This is a genomic window from Paraburkholderia sediminicola, from assembly GCF_046027355.1.
In the GTDB taxonomy this organism is placed as follows: Bacteria; Pseudomonadota; Gammaproteobacteria; order Burkholderiales; family Burkholderiaceae; genus Paraburkholderia; species Paraburkholderia sediminicola_B.
This window is the reverse complement of record NZ_JAQQEK010000006.1, coordinates 77,794-99,674: the sequence shown is the minus strand read 5'-3', so window position 1 is coordinate 99,674 and position 21,881 is coordinate 77,794. Positions and strand designations below refer to the sequence as shown.

General features: G+C 59.2%; 15 protein-coding genes and 1 pseudogene. 3 read left to right on the top strand and 13 right to left on the bottom strand.

Translation table 11 applies throughout. The annotated features are described in order from the left end of the window. Nucleotides 1–74: 74 nt before the first annotated feature. A complete protein-coding gene (locus PQR42_RS12550; protein WP_408384542.1) occupies nt 75–605 on the bottom strand; it encodes a MarR family winged helix-turn-helix transcriptional regulator in 531 nt (176 codons plus the stop codon). A gap of 262 nt (nt 606–867) precedes the next feature. Here PQR42_RS12550 and PQR42_RS12545 point away from each other — a divergent pair, with 262 nt between their 5' ends. Beyond that, the gene (locus PQR42_RS12545; protein WP_408384544.1) at nt 868–2,601 is read left to right on the top strand and encodes an FAD-binding protein; all 1,734 of its coding nucleotides are present in this window, start codon (nt 868–870) and stop codon (nt 2,599–2,601) included. A 25-nt stretch (nt 2,602–2,626) separates the two neighbouring features. On the opposite strand, the gene PQR42_RS12540 is transcribed toward PQR42_RS12545, so the two are convergent. From PQR42_RS12540 to PQR42_RS12500, 9 genes are all read right to left on the bottom strand, one after another. Continuing rightward, nucleotides 2,627–3,166 (bottom strand): MarR family winged helix-turn-helix transcriptional regulator, encoded by a 540-nt coding sequence (locus tag PQR42_RS12540; protein ID WP_408203966.1) that lies wholly within the window; start codon nt 3,164–3,166, stop codon nt 2,627–2,629. Between the two features lie 171 nt (nt 3,167–3,337). Beyond that, entirely contained in the window at nt 3,338–4,105 is a 768-nt protein-coding gene (locus PQR42_RS12535; RefSeq protein WP_408384546.1) for an SDR family NAD(P)-dependent oxidoreductase, read from the bottom strand. Between the two features lie 17 nt (nt 4,106–4,122). Then, the gene (locus PQR42_RS12530) at nt 4,123–4,506 is read right to left on the bottom strand and encodes a nuclear transport factor 2 family protein (protein WP_408384548.1); all 384 of its coding nucleotides are present in this window, start codon (nt 4,504–4,506) and stop codon (nt 4,123–4,125) included. An 83-nt stretch (nt 4,507–4,589) separates the two neighbouring features. Next, nucleotides 4,590–5,657: a porin gene (locus tag PQR42_RS12525; RefSeq protein ID WP_408203960.1), complete on the bottom strand. Its 1,068-nt coding sequence runs from the start codon at nt 5,655–5,657 to the stop codon at nt 4,590–4,592. A gap of 254 nt (nt 5,658–5,911) precedes the next feature. Then, nucleotides 5,912–7,024: an ABC transporter permease gene (locus PQR42_RS12520; protein WP_408384549.1), complete on the bottom strand. Its 1,113-nt coding sequence runs from the start codon at nt 7,022–7,024 to the stop codon at nt 5,912–5,914. Next, the gene (locus PQR42_RS12515) at nt 6,940–9,417 is read right to left on the bottom strand and encodes an ATP-binding cassette domain-containing protein (protein WP_408384550.1); all 2,478 of its coding nucleotides are present in this window, start codon (nt 9,415–9,417) and stop codon (nt 6,940–6,942) included. Before PQR42_RS12515 ends, PQR42_RS12520 begins: the two co-directional genes overlap by 85 nt. A 677-nt stretch (nt 9,418–10,094) precedes the next feature. Beyond that, a complete protein-coding gene (locus tag PQR42_RS12510; protein WP_408384552.1) occupies nt 10,095–11,195 on the bottom strand; it encodes a Gfo/Idh/MocA family protein in 1,101 nt (366 codons plus the stop codon). A 24-nt stretch (nt 11,196–11,219) separates the two neighbouring features. After that, a complete protein-coding gene (locus tag PQR42_RS12505) occupies nt 11,220–12,269 on the bottom strand; it encodes a cupin domain-containing protein (protein WP_408203952.1) in 1,050 nt (349 codons plus the stop codon). Between the two features lie 234 nt (nt 12,270–12,503). Beyond that, complete coding sequence (locus tag PQR42_RS12500; RefSeq protein ID WP_408201756.1) at nt 12,504–13,043, bottom strand: MarR family winged helix-turn-helix transcriptional regulator; 540 nt, start codon at nt 13,041–13,043, stop codon at nt 12,504–12,506. Between the two features lie 319 nt (nt 13,044–13,362). Here PQR42_RS12500 and PQR42_RS12495 point away from each other — a divergent pair, with 319 nt between their 5' ends. Together PQR42_RS12495 and PQR42_RS12490 are read left to right on the top strand one after the other, a co-directional pair. Continuing rightward, nucleotides 13,363–16,320, top strand: coding sequence for a molybdopterin-dependent oxidoreductase (locus PQR42_RS12495; protein WP_408384554.1), 2,958 nt, complete (start codon nt 13,363–13,365; stop codon nt 16,318–16,320). Continuing rightward, nucleotides 16,317–17,162: a 4Fe-4S dicluster domain-containing protein gene (locus PQR42_RS12490; protein WP_408384556.1), complete on the top strand. Its 846-nt coding sequence runs from the start codon at nt 16,317–16,319 to the stop codon at nt 17,160–17,162. The genes PQR42_RS12495 and PQR42_RS12490 overlap by 4 nt, the downstream gene beginning before the upstream one ends. A gap of 181 nt (nt 17,163–17,343) precedes the next feature. Here PQR42_RS12490 and PQR42_RS12485 read toward each other — a convergent pair whose 3' ends face one another. The 3 genes and pseudogenes from PQR42_RS12485 to guaA all read right to left on the bottom strand — a co-directional run bounded on the left by PQR42_RS12485 (nt 17,344) and on the right by guaA (nt 21,849). Further along, nucleotides 17,344–18,342, bottom strand: a complete 999-nt coding sequence (locus PQR42_RS12485) for an ABC transporter substrate-binding protein (protein ID WP_408384558.1) — start codon at nt 18,340–18,342, stop codon at nt 17,344–17,346. A gap of 439 nt (nt 18,343–18,781) precedes the next feature. Beyond that, nucleotides 18,782–20,059, bottom strand: a pseudogene (locus PQR42_RS12480) (tyrosine-type recombinase/integrase). A 206-nt stretch (nt 20,060–20,265) separates the two neighbouring features. Next, nucleotides 20,266–21,849, bottom strand: coding sequence for a glutamine-hydrolyzing GMP synthase (gene guaA, locus PQR42_RS12475; RefSeq protein WP_408203943.1), 1,584 nt, complete (start codon nt 21,847–21,849; stop codon nt 20,266–20,268). Nucleotides 21,850–21,881: the final 32 nt, after the last annotated feature.

Below are 21,881 nucleotides of genomic sequence, written 5' to 3'. Positions count from 1 at the left end.
CCGCCGCCGTTCGCCGCACAACGATCAGCAATGCTCCCAACGACATCGTCGTCGTGCCAACGACCGCCCGGCGGCTAGTCGATCACCGAGTCGCCCTGAGACATCTGGGTCAGGTTGTCTTCGATCTGGTGCATGACTTTCCAGAAAACCCGGAGATCTTTTGCCGAGATGCCTTCGAGCGAAGCCGAAATCATCTCGGTGAGCTCAGGCAGCATTTCGTCGACAAGGCGTCGTCCTTCATCCTGCAGGCTGACGTAGTATTTTCTTCTGTCCTTGGGGTCGCGTGTGCGTCGCACGAGATTGCGCTTTTCCATGCTATCGAGCGCCGGTACGGCCGTGGTCGATGCAATGCCTACCCGCTTGCTGAGTTCGAGCTGGTTCATCTCGCCACGTTCGGCCAGAACCCGAAGATAGAACCAGTGCGCAACCGAAACGCCCTCCTTGTCCAGTAGCTTCTGGCCTTGGGCGTCGTAGAGACGGTATATCGTGCGTGCCATCCATGGCACGGTTCGGCCGCGGTCGTCAAAAACGTCTGAACGCTGACCACCCGGCGCTTCCAGCCCCTCGAGCGCATCGCGCATTGCATTCGAACTCAATTTTGACATTGGCTATTCCTCAACTGGGGCCACCCGGCCGTATCGCACGGACCGGTGTGCGCCGCAAGCGTCATGCTCCCTATACAGGGAATTCCCTGGAACCCTTGACTTTACTCATCCCAAACAACATCATTCGATATAAATTGATACTTTAAAGCATCATTTCTACAGAGATAATCCTCTTTGCTAGGATTATACAGCGCGCGCAAAATGGATGTGCCCGCGAGACCTCCGGAACCTCTCAAACAGGACAAGCGCTATGAGTACTGATATGACGGCAAGCTGGGATTTCGAGGTCGACGTCATTGTTCTGGGAGCGGGTGCAGGCGGCATGTCGGCGGCCATTGTGTCGAAGAACGAAGGGCTCAAGCCGCTCCTGCTCGAGAAGACGGACCAGGTTGGCGGTACCTCCGCCTGGTCCGTCGGCATGATGTGGTTCGTAGACAGCGCGCCGATGCAGGAGGCGGGCTTTCAGGATTCCTTCGATAAAGCACGTCGTTACTTTGCTGCGACCGTCGGCACCACCGTGGGTAGTCCGCTTCAGGAAAGCTACATCACCCAGGGCCGGGTCGCACTGGACTATCTGGTCGGCCATTCCGAACTCAAGGTGATGGCGGTCCATTATCCAGACTACTATCCGGAGTCCGATGGCGGCATGTTCGGACGGGCTCACGCCCCGCTCGAGTTCGACGGGCGCGTGCTCGGTCCGCACTTCAAGGACCTGCGGGCACCGCTGCCGGCATTCGCTCCATTTGGCGGCATGATGCTCGACCTTCTGGATTTGAACCACTTTTTGTCCTTCACGCGCTCGTTCAAGTCGTTCTCGCATGTCGTGAAGCGCTTCCTGCGCTACGGCAAGGACCGCCTGAGCTACCATCGCGGCACCCGCCTCGTGGGCGGCAATGCGCTCATTGCGCGCCTGTACAAGACGATCCTGGACGAGCAGATTCCGGTTTGGCTAGGCGCGCATGCAACGCGGCTCATCACCGAGAATGGCGCCGTGATCGGTGCCGAAGTGACGCGAGATGGCCGCACGTCTCGCGTCCGCGCACACCGCGGCGTCATTATTGCGACCGGCGGCTACAGCGGTAACCTCGAAATGCGCCGCGAGCATTCCCGTCAGCCGACGGTCGAACTCGGCCTCGGCTTGCCAAGCAATGTCGGCGAAGGCATTCGACTTGGACTTTCAGTCGGCGGCCGACTCGATCACAACGCGCGCGACACGGGTTACTACGTGCCGATTTCGCAATACCGGAACGAAAAAGGCAATACGCTGTGGGGTCACTTCATGCTCGATCGGCCCAAGCCTGGTTTCATTGCAGTGAACAAGGACGGTAATCGTTTCACCAATGAAGCCGCGTCGTATCACGCCTTCACCCAGGGAATGTTCGACGCCGACGCGATCCCGGCGTTCCTGGTTGCCGACGCAGCAGCCGTGAAGAAGTATGGCATTGGCATCATCCTGCCGGGCATGTCGCTGCGTCGCTATAAGGAGTCGGGTTATCTCTATAGCGGCGAGACACTCGAGGAGCTCGCCGCCAAGGCAGGGATCAATGCCGCCGGGCTCGCACGCAGCGTCGCACGCAACAACCGCTTCGCGGAGACCGGGGTTGACGAGGACTTCCGCAAGGGCGCGTCAGCCTACAACACCTACAAGGGCGACCCCACTCACACCCCGAACCCGTGTATCGGCCCGATCACGAAGGGCCCCTTCCATGCAGTCAAGCTGATGCCGGGCGACTTCGGCACCAGCCGCGGTCTTGTGACGGGCCCCAACGGTGAGATCCTGGACAGCAACGACCGTCCGATTCCCGGCATCTTTGCGTGCGGCAACGACATGAACTCGCCTGTTGGCGGTCACTACATTGGCGCGGGCATTACACTGGGACCGGCGATCACTTTTGGTTACCTGGCGGCAATGGCGCTGGCAAAGCCTGGTCAGTCAGAGGCCGGCCCTGCTTCCATGGCTGCTTCTTTGCCGGCCCAGAATATCGTACAAACCTGACAGCACCGCTGACGCTTGCTATCAGTCAGTCGACGATCGTGTCGCCTTGGGCCATCTGAAACAGGTTTGCCTCGATCTGATGCATGACCTTCCAGAAAACGCGCATGTCCCTCTGCGAGATTCCCTCGAGCGACACCGAAATCATGTCGGTCAGATCGGGTAGCATTTTGTCGACGAGACGCTTGCCTTCGTCCTGCAGCTTGACGAAATACTTTCGCCTGTCGTTTGGATCGCGCTCCCTTTTCACGAGGCCGCGTTTTTCCAGATAGTCGAGGGCGGGTACCGCGGTCGTCGACGCGATGCCCACACGCTTACTGAGCTCGAGTTGATTGACCTCGCCGCGTTCGGCCAGTACGCGAAGGTAGTACCAGTACGCTATGGGAAGAGTTTCCGTGTCGAGAAGCTTCTGCGCTTGAGCATCGTAAAGCCGGTGTACCGTTCGCGCGATCCACGGAACGGTTCTGCCGCGATCATCAAATACATCTGATGATCTCTGCACTGTTGCCTCAACTAACTTCGGAGCGGTGGTGGCTGCTTTAGCCGCAGACGTATTGGATTTGGGCATTCACTCATTCCTCAGCATGGCATCGAGCCATCGATCGGTACTAGCTGTTCAAATTGGATTCATCAAAGAGAAATCATACAACAGGTTTGCGCACGGCCCTTATGGGCGGCGGAAGGAGAAACGGCCGAGACCCGCGAATACAGGTTCGGCCGTATCAGGCGCACAACAGCATCAAATGGCGAGGAATCCTCCATCGACCGCCAACTCGGCTCCCGTCACGAAGGACGCCCTATCCGAAAGAAGCCAAACGGCGGCAGCAGCAATCTCCTCCGGTGCGCCGATTCTTCCCAGTGGATGACTGGCTCGAAGCTTCTCGATCAAATCGGCAAATTGCGGATCGGACACCAGCGCCTGAACCATTGGCGTGTCCACCGCCCCCGGGAGTATGGCGTTGACGCGGATATGTGCGCCACCGTAGTCGACCGCAGCGCCTTTTGTCACCCCCAGTACTCCGCCCTTGGAGCCACAGTAGTCCGCCGCACTGCGCACTGCCACGCGGCCCAGCGTGGACGAAGTATTGACGATGGAGCCGCCACCCATCCGCAGCATGGCCCGTATCTCATGCTTCATGCAAAAGAACACACCGTCGAAGTTGACTGACTGAGTTCGGCGCCATTGCTCGGCAGTCAGTTCGTGTAGCAGTACGTTCGCCTGGGAAAGACCGGCATTGTTGAATGCGCCATCGAGCCGCCCATACTTGCTCAACGTCTTAGCCACGAGCGCTTCGACCTGCTCTTCGTCGGCTACGTTCGTTACTACAGCGATTGCATCGCCGCCTGCCCGTCGAATCGTCGAGACCGTCTCCTCTCCTGCCGCACGATCAATATCGGCGACAACAACGTGCCCCCCCGCCACAGCGCATGCCAGCGCTGCCGCGCGCCCAATACCCGAGCCGCCACCGGTGACGATGATAGTCTTCCCTTCAAGGTCGCGATTCATTTCCTTGCCCCCGTAGATCAACGCTCGAACAGCGGAGAAATATCGAGGTAGATGCGGCACTCATCAATCAACCTGCCCTGCACCTTCCAGATCGTCACGGCCGGAATCGTTAGTGTCGATCCATCCTTGCGTGTGTAAGTCACACATATTTGCGAAACAATGACATCCTCAAACGTCCATACGTTGAGGAGGTGATGCTTGATGCCCGCAAGTTGATTCAGGAAATTCTGTGAAGCCGCAGCAGCATTGGCTCGACCGATGACAGGATCGCCATTCGCAAAGACGAAGGTGCAGTTCTCAGTCAAACAGTTCGCGAATCCCTGCTCGTCCATCGAATCGATCGCTTCGTAGACCCTTGAAACAAACTCGATCGCTGCCGTGGGTGATTGCGTAATCAACATCGTGAATCGCCTCCTTGTTGATGATAGGGTTCGGGACGCTGAAGGCATCGACACGGGCTCTCGACGCCATCAGTCAATTGCGCTCAGAAGAAGTGCATGATGCCGAAGTAGCCACCTTGCTGGTTGTGGCCCGGCAGCGGGAGAGAGTCGGTCGTTTCAACCGGGAACGCGGACTGCTTGCCGTTAAACATTGCTCCGAGGGTCAAGTAGAGGAATGTCCGTTTCGACAGGTTGTAGGTGGTGCCGATGGCACCGAGATTGCCCGTCCCACCGCCATGATTCACGTTACCGTGATACCAGCCAGCCTGGAGCGAGAGCGCGGGGGTAGCCTGATACGAGGCGCCGACCCACTCCTGCTGGGAGCGTGTGGCGGCGTACGGGTTAAACGTAGTGGCAACCGTGTCCTGGCCGGATGAGACAAGTTGCTGATAGCCCGTGTAGAACTTGACCTGGCCCAACGTGTAGGTGACACCGGCCATGTATACCCGGGACGCGGCGTACAGGTCCGAAAATTTCCCGTTGGCATCGCGGAGTTCTTCATATACGCCGTACGCAGCGAAGCTGGCGCCCGTGTATTGTGCGCTTGCACTGAATTGGCGACCGCCGCGGAAGTTGCCAGCCTGATTGCCGAAACCATCCTGAAGGCGGAAGGAGAAACCGCCCCAGTTAGGTGAATTGTAGGTGACCACGTTTGATCGCGGTCCCCATGCTCTTCCGAACGCGAAGTTGGCAATACCGGTCCCAACCTGCTCTCCCAGCGGGTCAATGTACCAGCCGGTTTCGTCGGCCAGGCTCATGGCCTCGCCGAACCAGATACTTCCGTATTTCTCGTGGGCCAGGCCCACATAGGCATCGCGGATAAAGAGCTCGTTAGTAAAAATCTGGCCGTTTCCGGACGAAAACAGGCTTTCGAGTTTAAAGACCGCATGCACGCCGCCGCCGAGGTCTTCATCGCCTTTCAGGCCAAACCAGCTGTACCCGTACTGATTACTGCCGAATCGGAAATTGTTCTTTGACTGGCCGTTCGTCGCCACATTTGTCACGAAGTCGAGGCCAGACGCAACGCGCCCATACAGGGTCACAGAGCTCTGTGCGTTTGCATTGCAGATCCCGATGACTGTCAAAGCCGTGAATAACGCCAGTTTTTTCATTTTGCAATCCTGAACGAAAAATGATCTCCATGGATAAAACCGAGGCCTCTTTCCGGGCCACACCGTACGGAATCAGCGGCCTTGCCACTGATTAGCACAGATAGACCGTAGGGCCTTTCAATCGCCCAGCTCGACCGCTGGTGCAAGCCAGAAGCGAACAGAGCAAATAATCGCACTACTAATTACAAACCGACAATTTTCAGATCTGGTCAATACGCGTCCGCCACCAGCATGGAGGACGTGGCGCAAAACGACTACCCCCTAGACTTGCGAATCGTACGCAAAAGTTCTGGAAGATGACGTACCGTTGTCGCCAGAAGAATCGCGCAAGCCTGAACGAGGAGCTGAACAGCGGGGCCTGCGCCAAGCGCCAGCACGAGTTGACCGAGTTGCGCCATGAACAATGCGGCAACGGCACTCGCAACGACACTGCCTCTGCCACCCGTGAACGGCGTGCCCCCGACCACCACGGCCGCGATCGCCGGCAGGAGATAGTCATTACCGGAAGTCTGCGACGCGCTTCCGATGAATCCGGCGAGCAGCATGCCCGCCGCGCAAAAACAAACGGCGGACGCGAGGTACGCCCCAATCCTGTACTTCAGCACGGCAACGCCTGCGGCCTCGGCCGCGCGCGGGTTCACCCCGACGGCGACGAACCTGCGCCCGACCGTGGTCTTGCGCGTAATGATCCACGCAGTCGTTACGAACGCGAGGGCGAACCAGACGTTGGCCGGAAGCCCAAGGAACTGGGCGTGCGAAATGGTTTGCATGACGGTCGGAACGTCCACCGGCACGTTACCGGTCAACGAGCGTGCGCAGCCAATCAGCAGCGCGTTGACAGCAAGCGTCGCCACCAGCGGCGTAATCGCGACCCTCGAGATGAGCGCACCGTTGATGATCCCGACGATCCCGCCGATGCAGACCGTAAAAATGACGGCGAGGACGATGGAATTGAACGCGAAGCCCGTTCTGGCCATGACAATGCCCGCAAGCGAAACCATACCGATTGCCGACATGTCCAGCCCGCGCTGCTGGATAACCAGCGTTTGGCCCGTCGCGACAATTGCAAGAATGCCGGCGAACGGAAGCATGGCCAGGATCGAGCCTCGCGTCATCGTGCCCGGCGCGACGATGGAACTGCAAACGAAAAGCAGGATCAGCCCGACCCAGATCCATGAGAATTCATCAACCGCGGGTAGCCGTGCCGGCTTTGCTTTTGATTTCGACGTAGAGGGCTCAAGGAATTCCGACATAACTTCCGCCTGATTGTGCGTTGCGTTTCTCATTTCGCCACCACCATTTCTCTGCTCTTGGAATAGAGCGCGACTGACGTGAGGATCATCCCGCCCAGGAGGTACGACTGCCACGAGTCCCCGATATCGAGGAACGAGGTGACGACGTTCACCTGAATGATGAGGAGCGCACCCAGCAGTGAACCGACAAAGGAGCCGCGTCCGCCAAACAGGCTCGCGCCGCCGATCACTACCGCTGCGACGCTTCCGAGCGTGTAGTTGATACCGGCGCTGGGGTCGCCAGTACCGACCTGCGCCATCATGGGCACGGCAGCGACGCCCGCAAGGAACGAGCACCCCATGTACGCGGCGAGCGACGTCAGTTGCGGGCGAGCACCGGACATACGAGCCGCTTCGACGCGGGAGCCCACGCCGCGCAGCGTGAGACCGGCCCTTGACTTGAACAACGCGATTTCGAGCACCACGGCAAGCACGATTGCCACGATCGCGATAATCGGCATCGCGCCGATCTGCGCACTGATCGACTCCGCGATGGAATCCGCGATCAGGCCACCCGGAACCGGGCGCAGGAGCAGCGACACCGCCTGAAGCGCCATGTACGTCGCGAGTGTCGCCACCATCGGATGCAACCGGAACGGACCGACCAGCATCCAGTTCACGAGTCCGACGGCAAGGGCGACGAGCAACACGATCCCCCATCCCGAGAGCTGATGGGCCAGCGAGGCGCCATCATTCAGAAAGAACGACTGTATGACGACGATGAGCCCCATGAGCGGTCCAACCGAAAGATCGATCCCGCCAACCAGCATGAGCATCTGTTGCCCGTATGCGACGATGGCCAGTGTCGCCACGAGCGCCAGCATGCCGCTCAAGTTTCGCGCAGAAAGGTAGGCCGGATTGACGTGCGCCGCATACAAACCGAGCGCACAGACCGCGACGGCAAGCATCGCGAGCGGCGCCCAATCCCCGGCAGCCCACTTCCAGAGCCCGGAGGTCCGGGAAGCGCCCTTCTCCCGCTCAGTCGTTGAGGTCAGGACCGCAGACGTGATGTTGTTCTCACTGACGGCGTTCTCGCCCAGTTCCTTGACGACATGTCCGCGCGAGAAGATCAGCACGCGGTCACAGAGTCCCGCCACCTCGTGCGCATCCGACGAAACGACGATCACGGCGGCGCCTGCAGTTGCTGCCTCGCGAAGCACCTTGTAAATCTCCATCCGCGCGCCAATGTCCACGCCTTGGGTCGGCTCGTCGACCAGCAGCACCTTGGGATGACTGGCGAGCACACTCGCCAGCACAAGCTTCTGCTGATTACCGCCCGATAGCGTACGAATAGGTGTGTCGATGGACGGCGTCTTGACAGCGAATCGCGTCACGGCATCTCTCGCGCGCTTTGCTTCGCTTCGCTGACTCACCCATCCCTTGATGGAATCGAATGGGAGACTGCGGATCGAAAAGTTCTCGCGCACCGACAATTCGCCGAAAATGCCCTCACGATGACGGTCGCCCGGCAGATAACGGATGCCCGAACCGGCGGCAGCTTGCGAGTTGTGAAGCTTCGCGGGAACGCCGGCCACGGTGACGCTGCCGCGGCTTCGCGTTTGTCCCGCGAGAGCCCGCATGAACTCTCGCTGGCCATTGCCGTCGATCCCCGCGAGGCCGACAATCTCGCCTTTCCTGACCCGAACCGATATGTCGGTAAAGCCGGCGCCACGCAGCTTCGTCACGTCGAGAGTGACGCTTGCACCGCTGTTGTCACCCTTGGCCGGGAAGTCGCGGTCGAGCGCGCCGCCGACGATCAATTCGACGATTTCCTGTTCGCTGAGGCCTGCGGCCTCATAGGTGCCCTGGCCCTGACCGTCGCGAAGAACCGTCAGGCGATGCGCAATTCTCTGCACCTCGCGGATCCGGTGCGAGATATAAACGACCGAACAACCCGAAGCCGTTATCTTGCGGATGCGCTCGAACAGGCGGTCGACGTCTTCCGTCAACAGATGTTCGGTCGGTTCGTCGAGAACCAGAACCTTGGGCTTTGCAGCAAGCGCTTTGACGATTTCGACGATGAACCTCTGCTCGGGGCCCAAGCTGACCACGCGCTCGTTCGCGTCGATCGCAACATCGTCGCTCCATTGCTTCAGGAGCCCTCGAGCCCATTGCGCAACCTCCATCAAGGACGGGCGCTGCTCGGCAGGCACGCCGAGATAGAGGTTCTCTGCTACGGTCAGGTCGGGCATAAGCGCCGGTTCCTGCCGTACGATAGCCAACCCCAACCGGCGTGCGTGCTCCGTGTCGCCTCGCGTTTCCGTGCCGTCGATCACGACGCGCCCTTGCTCCGGAACGAGGGCACCGGACGCGACGGCCATCAGCGTGGACTTGCCTGCCCCGTTCTCGCCGACGAGACCGTGTACCTCGCCCTCGACCACCGAGAACGTCACGTTGTCGAGCGCCCGGACTCCGGGGAAGATCTTGGTGACACCATCGACCTGCAGCAGCGTTTTCTGGTCATTCATGATTCGTCTCGAACAATTACTGCGCCAATACTTCCATGAGCTTGTCGGCAGGAAGCGCGGAGGAGAGTCAGCATCAGGCAGAGCGGTTTAAATGTTTCACAACTCGCCTATCGTTTACATTGATATGTTGTACGAAATATTTACAAGTGAATTTGCACCTGGTTTCTTCTTCTTTTTTATCTATCTGCGCCCAAAGTTATTACGAAAAATCTTAATTCCGAAAGTGGATGCGGATCGATAGCCTCGACAGCGGAATGCAATAGTTCGAAAATAAACAGAGGAATACGGGCAGCGTACTCTCGCGCACATCAATCCGAATACGATGATTCCATGCGCGATTGATTTATATCGAATGATGTGTTTTAGAACGACTAAAGTCAAGAACCCTAGGGAATCTCCCTACCCATGCTGCATGGGCCGGGAATGTCACAAGGGGGTCGTCTGAACGGCGATGCCGCAACTGAGTGTGCGGCACTTGTTCGCTGCAATCCGTGCTGGCCTGATTTTTCGCGAGCGTGGTGCAACGCAAAGACAGACGAACCCGCCAGCAGTGCTACTGGCGGGTCGACGCGCAGATCGGTGTCGCTGGGAGTCAACGTTGCGATGTATGGTTGCCGCTCGCAACACGATAGACGGCGATTGGCGTGTCAATGGACCCGGTCGCAGACCTCAACAGATCAGTCGATTCGCACCCGCTTGCGGGTCTGATCTGACCTCTCGATGGCATCAATCACCTTGTGAAGGGCTACCGCGTCGTTGAAATCAGGAGCAGTGCTGGTCCCGTGAACCAGGTCCTCCGCCATCTGCCGATAGATGGCCGCCACATTTCGCGCAATGACCGTATCCACGAAATCGGATTTCGCTGACTCGACCTCGCGATACCCCTGCTCGCCCTTGCGGCCCGCCTCCACGCGCAATGGCGCGATATTGATGACAGGATAGTGGTCATGCGCAGCGGTGATGCGCAGATCACCCAGCGTTCCGTTGATCTCCCACAGCAGCTGCGTGCCGCGCGGCAGGCCGCCGCGAAGCTCCAGCGACAACGGTGCGCCCGACTTCAAAACGGCATTAACCATCACATGATCGTGTGTTCGCATCGGGATCGTGTCGCCCGTCTCGACGATGCGCGCGGTCTTGCGGCGCTGCGACACCACACCCTCCACCTCGTCGACGGGGCCGAGCACACTTTGCACGGCAGCAAGTGCATGCCCGCCAATGATCCTCAGCAAGGTTGCGCCGTTGGCCGCATCCATCGCGTACGAGTCACCGCGCGTGACTTCGTCACCCCAGGTAGGACCGCAGCCAAGGTAGGTCGACGACAACACCTCGCCCACGTATCCGTCAGCCACGAGCTTGCGCACGAGTTCGACTTCGGGCGACGCGGTGGCCTGGGTGCCCACCACTGCCCGTGCCTGGCTCTCCCTGGCGAGATCTGCAAGCTCGATCGCTTCTGCAAGACCGTTGCCGAGCGGCCACTCACAGTAGACGTGCTTGCCCGCCGCCAAAGCCGCGGCGACAACTTCACGATGGTGAGGAACTTTGACTGTGACGGCCACGACGTCGATATCCGGGGAGGCCACGAGCTCCGCCACGTTCTCGAACGCGCGCGGAATGCCAAAGGCAGCAGCGGCCGCCTTTGCGCTCGCGAGACTCGTGTTTGCCACACCGGCGGTCTCGAATACGTCGGACAACGCGCGCAACGCAGGAATATGCGCTGCGGTGCCCCAGCCGCGCTGCGCGCTCACTCCCACGATTCCCACTCGAAAACGTTTTTTCATTGCATCCTCGAAATACGCGTAGCGTCACGCCGGTCCCACACTCGGGTGCGGCCGGTATTGGCCCGTCTCCATCAACTCCGAAGCGGCAAGGGCCTTTGGAGTCCAACGCAGCGTCGCGCGTGTTTCCAGCAACCAGGCCTGATAGCCCTCCGGAACGTCCTCCGACGGCCCGTGGTGGATGACCCCCTTTGGCACGCAGGTCAAGGTGCCCGGTTCCGTACACCCGCCCCAGGCGCCGGGTCCCCGCACGTAACAAATCACTTCGTCGAAATCGGCGTTGATGTGAACCGGTGGCCGCCCCCCGGGACGCGCGCTGAGGTTGAACATCAGAATGTCGCCCGTGCTCGACGACAGAAACTGGCTGGGCGGACCACCCTCAGGCAGGTAGGCGTGAACCTGGATATTGGCCAGATTCAGCTTCCACACCGGGACGGACTCCGACAAGCACACGCCGAGCGCAAGCGGATCATGCGGCATCGTGAAGACCGTGTTCTCGGAGTCGAGGGTTTTCAGCACCAGCCGTGTTGGGCCGCCGGCGGGCATGGCGGAGTCGATCTCGGCATATTTGAGATCCCGCGCAACGTTGAGCAGGCCACTTGGCGCGGGCGGCGCGAGTTTCAGGGCCGCAGGACTCTCGACGATGATGCTTCGCATGGCATCGCCCGTCGGCGCATATCGATACGCGACGGATCGGGGAATGCAGACGAAGTCCCCTTCCGTCGCCGTGAGACAGCCCACGTCCGTTTCGAACCTGACCGTGCCGGATTGGATGAAGTGAATCTCGTCCGCTTCGACATTGCGCACCACGTACGGCATGGGCTTGCGCCGCCCCGACACATGCAGTTTGACGCCGAGCCTGGAAATTGCCACAGTGGTAGGAAGAGCCTCAGGGTCGTCCTGATCGTCAGGCGTCAAGCGCTCAAGGACGGCTCGCCGCGGTGCGTGCGGCCCCTGCACGGAAAGATAGTCAGGCGCATAGGTCGGCCGGGTCACAACTGATAGCGCCCCCTGAAATCCGTCACGGCTCCAGAGTTGCACCAGGGGAGGGCCTGCATCATGCGTTTTGCCACTCATTTGTCCACCTCCTTCGTTCTCTAACACCGCTTCCGCCGCCTCTCACGTCCACTGGCCGACGTCCGCAAGTAACGTCCATGGCACATCCTTTTCGCGATGATCGCACAAAGGATAGATTTATATCGAATGATGTGTGACAGAACAAATCAAGTCAAGTCAGGAACACCAGGGAATTCCCCAAGCAGATCTCGGGCGACAACGCACATTGCAAACGTAGCTATCTGTTCGAAGCCGTCAGTCCAAGGCCGCATCGTCCTTGGACATCTGAATCAGATTCTGCTCAATCTGGTGCGCGACCTTCCAGAACACGCGCATGTCCCGCGAGGAGATTCCGTCGAGCGAGGCCGAGTGTATGTCCGTGAACTCCGGCAGTATGTCGTCGACCAGGCGCCTACCCTCTTCCTTAAGACTGACGTAATATTTTCTTCGATCCTTAGGATCCCGGATCCTTTGCACCAGCCCGCGCTTTTCGAGGTTGTCGAGTGCCGGCACCGCGGTCGTCGAGGCTATCCCTACTCGCTTGCTTAATTCGAGCTGATTCAACTCGCCGCGCTCGGCCAGTACGCGGAGGTAGTACCAATACGAAATGGCAAGGTTTTCCTTATCGAGAATCTTCTGGCCCTGTGCATCATAGAGCCGGTGCACCGTCCTGGCCATCCACGGGACAGTTCGGCCACGCTCATCAAATAGTTCGGGCGACAACTTCGCGGCGGCCTCGCCTGACGGCTCGCGATCCAAAGTTGCCTTGGCGGCGCTGGGATTTGACTTGGACATTCCCTGATTCCTTTATAGATGGGCCAAGCGGGCAAATTTCCGGGCCACGAACAAACGGTAGTCAGGGCATACCCCACCACAGGAACCCTTGACTTTATTTATACCAAACAGCATCATTCGATATAGGTTTATTTTTTTAGGTATCGTCGCCCTACAAATGATCCGTTGCAGTTATGATCATACAACGTGACCGACCGCTGCGTCGCGCTGCTCCGCAAAATTCGCTCATCAGCGGCAATTCGGAACAACGTGGACCGATGCCTGACGGGCAGTCGTTGCGACCAATCAAAGCGCAGTTCTGCTCAGGGATGACATTCTCATGCAGCGAAAAATCCTTGTACTTATCCTCTGGCTCATGCCGACCGTCCTGCGTATTGCGGCACGCAGGTTTCCGTCCATGCGCGCGCATCTCGCCACAGGAAGTGGAGTCATCCAGCTGCGGCTCAGAGACAACACCCTCTCGAGGCAGCTCCATTTCCGAAACGGTACCGTGTCGGGGAGCTGGGGCGTGAATCCCAAACCCGACGCCGAGCTTGTCTTCATGGATGTGGCAACAGCCCGCCAGATGCTCGCGCCGAACACCGATCATGCGTTCCTGATCGATGCGCTCAAGAACTTCAAGATTACGCAAGGCGGAAGCGACCAGAAGCTCGTGTGGTTCGGCCAACTCGTCAACACGATGAAGACGGCAGCGTGGCGCAAGGGCATGCTGATGAAAGACGGAACCACGCGTTACGTCACACTCACCAATGGTGGACCCGTGTTCGTCTTCGTCAAGGACGACAAGATCGTCCGCACCACGCCGATCGATCTCGAAGAGGACGATGGACCGAGCTGGAGTATCACGGCGAGAGGCCGCCGGTTTTCGCCGGCACGGCGCGCGACGGTCAGCCCGCACGCGCTCTCCCTCAAATCGCTCGTGTACTCCGAAAAGCGCCTCTTATACCCAATGAAGCGCGTCGACTTTGATCCCAACGGCGAGCGCAATCTCCAGAATCGCGGGGTCTCGGGCTACGAACGCATCAGCTGGGACAAAGCGCTCGATATCGTCGTTGGAGAAATCCGCCGCATGAAGAAAGATTACGGCCCCGGGGCCATCGCCATGGTCACGGGCGCACACCACCAGTGGGGGAACATCAACTATTACCTGAGCGCGATGCTGCGGTTCGGCAACCTGATCGGCTTTACCCGCGTCGAACCGAGCCCGATCAGTTGGGAAGGCTGGTACTGGGGGGCCATGCATCACTATGGCAACAGCCTGCGCCTCGGTACGCCGAGCTTTTACGGCACGACCGAGGACTGCCTTCAGCATGCCGAGGTCATCGTGTTCTGGTCGAGCGATCCCGAATCGACCAGTGGTGTCTATGGCGGATTCGAAGGCACCGAGCGCCGGCTGTGGGCCAAGCAGCTCGGCATTGAGTTCGTGCATATCGATCCCTATCTGACCCACTCCGCTCAGTTCCTTGGCGGGAAATGGCTGCCGATCAAGCCTGGTACCGACTCGGCGCTCGCGATCGCGATCATGCACGAATGGATGATCAGCGGCAGCTACGATAAGGAATACGTGGAATCGAAAACGACAGGCTTCGATGAATGGCGTGCCTACGTTCTCGGCGAAGAGGACGGCACGGCGAAGACGCCGGAGTGGCAAGAGGCCGAAACCGGTGTGTCCGCCAAGGATGTCCGAAGTCTGGCGCAGTTGTGGGCGTCAAAGAAGACTTATCTCGCGGCTGGCGGCCTGGGCGCGGGCTTTGGTGGCGCATGCCGCACCGAGACGGGTGCTCAATGGGCGCGAAGCGTCGTCATGATGATGGCGATGCAGGGTTGGGGGAAACCGGGCATCAACTTCGGCAATTTGCAAATCGGTGCACCGCAGGACCTCAATTTTTACTTTCCTGGGTACGCCGAGGGCGGAATCTCGGGCGATCTGAACAACACCGCGAGCGCGGCCAACAACTACTGCCGCATGCCTCACATCATCACGATCAACCCGGTGAAGCAGTCCGTCCCCCGGCAACGGCTTGCCGAAGCCATCGTGCAGGGAAACTCGCAAGGCTACGCGTGGGACGGCTTCTCGATCGAGGGACAATTTGCCGAATACTCGTATCCGAGGCCGGGCCATTCCCGTATCCACATGCTGTACCGCTACGGCTCGTCATCGTTCGGCACAACTCCGGGATCGAACAGGCTTGTTGAAGCGTATCGTCACCCTTCCCTCGAGTTCATCGTCAACCAGTCGATCTGGATGGAGAACGAAGCCCAGTTCGCAGACATCATTCTGCCTGCGTGCACCGCGCTCGAACGTGATGACATCTCCGAATGGGCCAACTGCGGCGGCTACATCCAGCATGCACAGAGCCAGCTCAATCACCGTGTGGTGACCATGCAGCACAAATGCATCGAGCCCCTCGGCGAATCGAAGTCGGACTATCAGATCTTTCTGGACATCCTGACAAGGCTTGGATACGGCGGGATGTTCTCGGAAGGCGGTTGCTCCGAATTGGCCTGGTGCGAGCGGATGTTCAAGTCGACGGACTTGCCCAAGCAGACCACCTGGAAGAAGTTCCTGCAAAAGGGCTATCACGTCGTGCCGCCGCCGAAGGACGACGACCAGCCGCCTGTCGACATGCGTTGGTTTGCGGAAGGCCGTCCGAAGGATTTGCCGGAAGCGAATCCACTACCTGGCACGTATTCGGTCGGCTTCGGCGACGGACTGGCGACTCAGTCAGGCAAGTTCGAGTTCGTGCCGTCGAGCCTGCGTCGCATCGAACAGATTGATCCCGCAAGGCCGGCCGTCAACCGATACATGAATCGCGCCAGTGGCGTGAAACAACCGTTTCCGCTGCAGCTCGTGACCAACCATCCGGTCTACAGCTTCCATACGCATGCGGACGGGAAGAACAGTCACGTCAGCATGATCGACGAACACCGGATGGAGATCGGCGGATATCGATATTGGGTCTTGCGAATGAGTCCCCGGGATGCGGAGACTCGAGGCATACAGCGTGGTGATCTGGTTCGGGTCCACAACGCGCAGGCATCAGTCATCTGTGCCGTGGACGTTTCTCAGCTCGTCAAGGCGGGGGTGACGCGCGGCAACGAGTCGTGTGCCGTGCTCGACCTGATCGAGACTTCAGTGGGCCTGGTCGATCGCGGAGGCTGTCTCAATCTCCTGACACCAGGTGGAAAAATGAGTCCGACCGCGGACGGGATCATGCCCAATACTTGCTGGGTGGAGGTGGAAAAATGGGATTCAAAACTCGAGAAAGCAGCGTGAGCGGCTGGGCGCTGGTCGTTGACGTTTCACTCTGCATCAATTGCAGAAATTGCGTCCTCTCGACCAAGGACGAGTACACCGGCAACGCCTTTCCGGGTTATTCCGCGCCCCATCCGCCGGAAGGTCTGGAAACGATCCGGATCGAACGTCACATTCGCGGAGAGGGCTCGCTTGTCGACGTTACCTATATCCCGAAGACCTGTAATCACTGCGATAACGCACCCTGCGTCAAAGCGGCATCGGACGGCACGATCTACAAGCGTCCGGACGGCATAGTCGTGATCGACCCGGTCAAATCGCATGGCCGGCGCGATCTGGTCGACACATGCCCTTACGGCATGATCGAATGGAATGAACAGGAACAGGTGCCGCAGAACTGGAACTTCGACGCTCACCTGCTCGACGCCGGCTGGAAAGAGCCACGCTGTGCGCAAGCCTGCCCCACCAAGGCGATCCGCGCGTTGAATGTAGCGGACGACCAATTGGCGGAAATGGTCGAGAAAGAGCACCTGTCAGTCATTCGCCCCGAGCTCGGCACCAAGCCGCGCGTCTTCTACAAGAATCTGGACGATGCGCTCAGCCATCTGGTGGCAGGCAACGTCTGCGAAGACATGGGTGGCGGTCAACTGCGCAATCTGGAGGGTGTTGAAGTTGTCCTGCGCGACTCTTCGGATGGAAGCGAACGCACAACCAGAACCGATCATTTCGGCGATTTCCGATTCTCAGGGCTGATTGCACCGTCTTCGCGTATCGAGTTGCGGGTGAGAAAGGACGGTACGGAAAAGGTCCTCGCTACAAGAGAGCGCACTGGGAGCGTCAACCTCGGCACGCTCCTCTGTTGAAACCAGGTCTCTTGCGTGAGCGGGAAACGGAGGACATACACGGTTGAATCTTGAATCATGTTCGCGTGTCCGCCTGTTCGCTGGCGGACACGCGACATTCGGGACGATCGATTTACCAGTAGGGGCCCGCCCCCCGGCTCCGACGCGTCACGCCGGACCCGGACAAGGCTCGACGCAGGAATCAGATCTTGAAGCTTTCGAGGCTCGCGGGATGGAACAACTCACGCGCCTGAAGCCGACGGCTGGACAAGCCCTCGGCATAATGTCGAGCAAGGAAGCGGTCGATAGTGTGTTCGTTTTCCGCAAAGCCGTACGGCCAGAAATCGAAGCCCATCAGCTTGCGCGCCGCCCGCAACTGGTCTTCGACGAATGGCAAAGTCACTTTGGTCGCACCGGTCTCGCTCAGCCGCTCGAGCGCGAGGGCCTTCGACTTCTCGAATGCCTTGACGAGTGCACCCGGCAGCCACGGATGCTGATCGGCGAGCGTCTTTCTGACACCGAGCGTGTGCATGATCGGAAACAGCTTTGTGCGCGCATACCAATCGGCCGCAGTCTTGTGTGGATCGTCGAAGAGATACCGAACCTGCGGATGGCCCTGGTCAAAGCAGGATGGCGCGCGCGGACCGATGACGGCGTCGATCTCCCCCGCCGCCAGAAGCCTGGAGATGGTTTCGCCTTCGGGGGCGTCTTCCAGCTTGATGTCGTCAGGCAGGTTCAGCGAGATCTTCTCGACGCGGGCTGGATCTTCGTAGCCGCCGCGCACCCAGGTCACATCGGACGCTTTTACCCCATACTCTTCCTCGAGAAAGAGTCGGACCCAGACATTAGCGGTGAGCTGGTACTCGGGTACCCCAATGCGCTTGCCCTTCAGGTCTTCAGGCTTGTTGATTCCCCGGTCCGCTCGCACGTAGATCGCAGTATGCCGGAACGCCCTCGACGGAAAAACTGGCACGGCGATATAGGGCGACGTGCCCGCAGCCACCTTGACAGAATAGCTGCTGAGCGACAGTTCGCAGATGTCATAGTCGGCGTGCCGAAACGCGCGAAAGAAGATCTCCTCAGGTTCCTGCAGCATGAAGACCGGATCTACGCCGTCGATCTGAACATCCCCATCGACGAGCGGACGCATACGGTCATAGTTGCCAACGGCGATAGACAGCCGGAGCTTGTGATTTCCCATTACCTCTTCTCCTTGTTGCGGAACGATAGAAACGAAAGCGTCAACACCGGCCAGCCAGGCGGGCTGGGAGACTGGTTAAATCGCAATCAATTTATTCTATATCGCATGATCCTACGAAGGATTACATGTGTCAAGGATCATGGAGGACCGTTGATCGGCGTGCCTCGTTGACGGCAGCACAATCACGTGTCGTCGAACGGCACTGTCACGTTGAAGCGCATGCGGCGCGTTAGCGAACTTGGCACGCAATTGCCCAGAGACCGGATGGATTTTGAGGTGATTTCAGTGAAACTGATGCCAAGTGGCGAAGCGTGCGGCGAGCCGATGTACCCACGAGAATTTTTGATGTACACCGAAATTTTATTTTTTGCCGCCCAGCCTCAAACATGGCGAACGGGGTGCAAACGAGTACGTTCTTGAGCACATAAAAAGTTCGGGTTCAAGAAATGTACTCACGAGTCTCGGCTAGTTGTGCCGACACTATGACGCTCACCTTTGGATTCGTAGCAATCCAGCTGTCCAGCATATCTGCCCACGCCTGGAGCATCGCTTTCCTCTGCTCTGCATACTCCGCCTTGTTGTAGACCGCGCGCACGCCACGCTGTTCGTGAGCGAGGAATTTCTCGATCCAGTCGGTGTTGAACCCTCCTTCGTGCAACAGCGTGCTGGCCGTCCGACGCAGATCGTGCACCGTGAAAGGATTAAAATCTGTCCCGTCGTCGCGTATCAGCTTGACCGTGCTGTCAATGACCCGGTCAGGGTCGCCGCACTTATTGGGGAGGCTGTCTCATAGCGGCCGAGATGCACGTACGAACTCGCTCCGAAGCACGTCTTGAATGCGACCAGAATGTCCAGAGCCTGTTGGTTCAGATAGACAATGTGGGGGCGACCGGCCTTCATCCGTTCCTTCGGAATTGTCCAGACTGCGGTGTCGAAATCTATCTCACCCCACATCGCCAGAATGAACTCGGACTTGCGCACCAGCGTGAGCAGCATGAATCTGATAGCAAGACGCAGCGTAGGCATCGTCGGCGTCTGTTCCAATGCACTGAAAAACACGTGGATTTCGGCAGGCGACAGTGCCCGATCGCGCGGCTTGAAGCTGGCGATGACAGACGGGCGGATGGCCTCCGCAGGATTGTCCACCTTTAGGCCGCGCCTGCACGAAACGGTAGACCTGCAGAACGATGTCGCGCGCCTGCACGGCAGGGGCCGCGGCGCCCCTCTCCTTGATCTTCTCGCAGCGCGTCATCAGTCGTGCGGGCGTGATCTCTTCCAACTTCAGCCGGCCAGATTCCGACGCGAGATTCCGCTCGTATATCGATTTGCGCATCGCTCGTGTGGAGTCCGCAAGAGCAGTCTCCACAAAGTATTTCTCCGCCCACTTACCAAAAGTTAGCGCCTCGGTCGCCTCGACCCGTTTCTCGACTTTCGCACGTGAAGGACTCTCTGCGTTGGATTGCTCCGTAGGCCGGGCTTCCGCGAGGCTAATAGCCATTCCGAATCCGAGTTCGTCTGGCTTGCGTGGCTTCCGTGCGGAAAGTGATGGATCGTACCGGCCGATAACCAGGGTTTCCCGGCGACTGTTCACCCGGTAGTCGTACCGGAAGCTCACCGCGCCTGACGGCGTCACTGCCGCATATAGCCCCCGCTGATCCGCAACCTTGTAGATCTTCTTGGCCGGCTTCAGCGCTCGCAACTGCATGTCTGTGAGCAGAACTCCTCGAACGTATACCGTCAGACTGATTTGACGGTATCGGACAAGGCCGTCCGAGGAAGAAATGTCGGTACCGTCACCGATACCGACATTTCCACCAGGCATTGCCCGGATCACAGCAGACCACACCGGACAATAACCCAATGTTTTTAAACGGAAAAACATGGAAAACCGGACCTCCCGGAGCGACTTGGGAGCAGCCTAATTCATTCCCACTCGATCGTCGCCGGCGGCTTGCCCGAAATGTCGTACACCACCCGGTTGATACCGCGCACTTCATTGATGATCCGATTCGACACATGCCCCAGCAGCTCATGCGGCAGATGCGCCCAATGCGCGGTCATGAAGTCCAGCGTCTGCACCGCACGCAACGCGACCACGTACTCATAAGTCCGCCCATCGCCCATCACCCCAACACTCTTCACCGGCAGAAACACCGCGAACGCCTGGCTCGTCAGATCGTACCAGGACTTGCCGCTTTCCTTATCGATGAAGGTACGCAGCGTCTCGATGAAAATCGCGTCCGCGCGGCGCAGCAGGTCCGCGAAATCACGCTTCACTTCGCCGAGAATCCGCACGCCCAGACCCGGACCGGGGAACGGGTGGCGGTACACCATGGCCGGAGGCAAACCGAGCTTGACGCCGAGTTCGCGCACTTCGTCCTTGAACAGTTCGCGCAGCGGTTCGAGCAGCTTCAGATTCAGCGTCTCAGGCAGGCCGCCCACGTTGTGGTGGCTCTTGATGGTCTGCGTCGCCTTCTTGCCCTTGCCGGCCGATTCGATCACGTCCGGATAGATCGTGCCTTGCGCCAGCCACTTCGCATCGGTCAGCTTGCCGGCTTCGGTCTGGAACACTTCGACGAATTCCGCGCCGATGATCTTGCGCTTCGCTTCCGGATCGGTCACACCGGCCAGCTTGCGCAGGAACACTTCGCTTGCGTCCACGTGAATCACCTTCACGCCGAGGTGGTCGGCGAAGGTCGCCATGACCTGCTCGGCTTCGTTCAGGCGCAACAGGCCATGATCGACGAACACGCAGGTCAGTTGATCGCCGATCGCGCGATGCAGGAGTGCTGCCGCCACCGACGAATCCACGCCGCCCGACAGGCCCAGAATCACGTGCTCTTTACCAACTTGCTCGCGAATCTTCGCGACGGCTTCGTCGATATAGTGGCCCATTTCCCAGTCGGGCTGCGCGCGGCAAATCTGCAGCACGAAGCGTTCGAGCATGGCGCGGCCCTGCACGGTGTGCGTAACTTCCGGGTGCCATTGCAGGCCGTAGAAATGGCGCTTTTCGTCGGCCATCGCCGCGATCGGGCACGATTCCGTCGACGCCATCAGCGCGAAGCCCGGCGGCATTTCCAGCACCTTGTCGCCGTGGCTCATCCACACCTTCAGCATGCCGTGACCTTCGGGCGTGGTGAAGTCGCTGATGCCTTCGAGCAGACTCGTGTGATTGCGCGCGCGCACTTCGGCATAACCGAACTCACGCAGGTGGCCGATATCGACCTTGCCGCCGAGTTGCTCGGCCATGGCTTGCATGCCGTAGCAGATGCCGAGCACCGGCACGCCGAGTTCGAACACGGCTTGCGGCACGCGCGGCGTATCTGTTTCGGTGACCGAGCTCGGGCCGCCGGAGAGGATCACGCCCTTGGGCGCGAAGTCGCGAATGAACGACGCATCGACGTCGTACGGATGAATTTCCGAATACACGTTGGCTTCGCGAACGCGACGTGCAATCAGTTGGGTGACTTGCGAACCGAAGTCGAGGATCAGGATCTTGTCATGCATGGCAGCGGACGGAGTCAAAAGTGAGCGGATAC

What these genes read in the sequence shown, in the direction of transcription:
- PQR42_RS12550 (WP_408384542.1), bottom strand. Translation starts at nt 605, where the DNA reads ATGTCAAAATTGAGTTCGAATGCAATGCGCGATGCGCTCGAGGGGCTG.
- PQR42_RS12545 (WP_408384544.1), top strand. Translation starts at nt 868, where the DNA reads ATGACGGCAAGCTGGGATTTCGAGGTCGACGTCATTGTTCTGGGAGCG.
- PQR42_RS12540 (WP_408203966.1), bottom strand. Translation starts at nt 3,166, where the DNA reads ATGCCCAAATCCAATACGTCTGCGGCTAAAGCAGCCACCACCGCTCCG.
- PQR42_RS12535 (WP_408384546.1), bottom strand. Translation starts at nt 4,105, where the DNA reads ATGAATCGCGACCTTGAAGGGAAGACTATCATCGTCACCGGTGGCGGC.
- PQR42_RS12530 (WP_408384548.1), bottom strand. Translation starts at nt 4,506, where the DNA reads ATGTTGATTACGCAATCACCCACGGCAGCGATCGAGTTTGTTTCAAGG.
- PQR42_RS12525 (WP_408203960.1), bottom strand. Translation starts at nt 5,657, where the DNA reads ATGAAAAAACTGGCGTTATTCACGGCTTTGACAGTCATCGGGATCTGC.
- PQR42_RS12515 (WP_408384550.1), bottom strand. Translation starts at nt 9,417, where the DNA reads ATGAATGACCAGAAAACGCTGCTGCAGGTCGATGGTGTCACCAAGATC.
- PQR42_RS12510 (WP_408384552.1), bottom strand. Translation starts at nt 11,195, where the DNA reads ATGAAAAAACGTTTTCGAGTGGGAATCGTGGGAGTGAGCGCGCAGCGC.
- PQR42_RS12505 (WP_408203952.1), bottom strand. Translation starts at nt 12,269, where the DNA reads ATGAGTGGCAAAACGCATGATGCAGGCCCTCCCCTGGTGCAACTCTGG.
- PQR42_RS12500 (WP_408201756.1), bottom strand. Translation starts at nt 13,043, where the DNA reads ATGTCCAAGTCAAATCCCAGCGCCGCCAAGGCAACTTTGGATCGCGAG.
- PQR42_RS12495 (WP_408384554.1), top strand. Translation starts at nt 13,363, where the DNA reads ATGCAGCGAAAAATCCTTGTACTTATCCTCTGGCTCATGCCGACCGTC.
- PQR42_RS12485 (WP_408384558.1), bottom strand. Translation starts at nt 18,342, where the DNA reads ATGGGAAATCACAAGCTCCGGCTGTCTATCGCCGTTGGCAACTATGAC.
- guaA (WP_408203943.1), bottom strand. Translation starts at nt 21,849, where the DNA reads ATGCATGACAAGATCCTGATCCTCGACTTCGGTTCGCAAGTCACCCAA.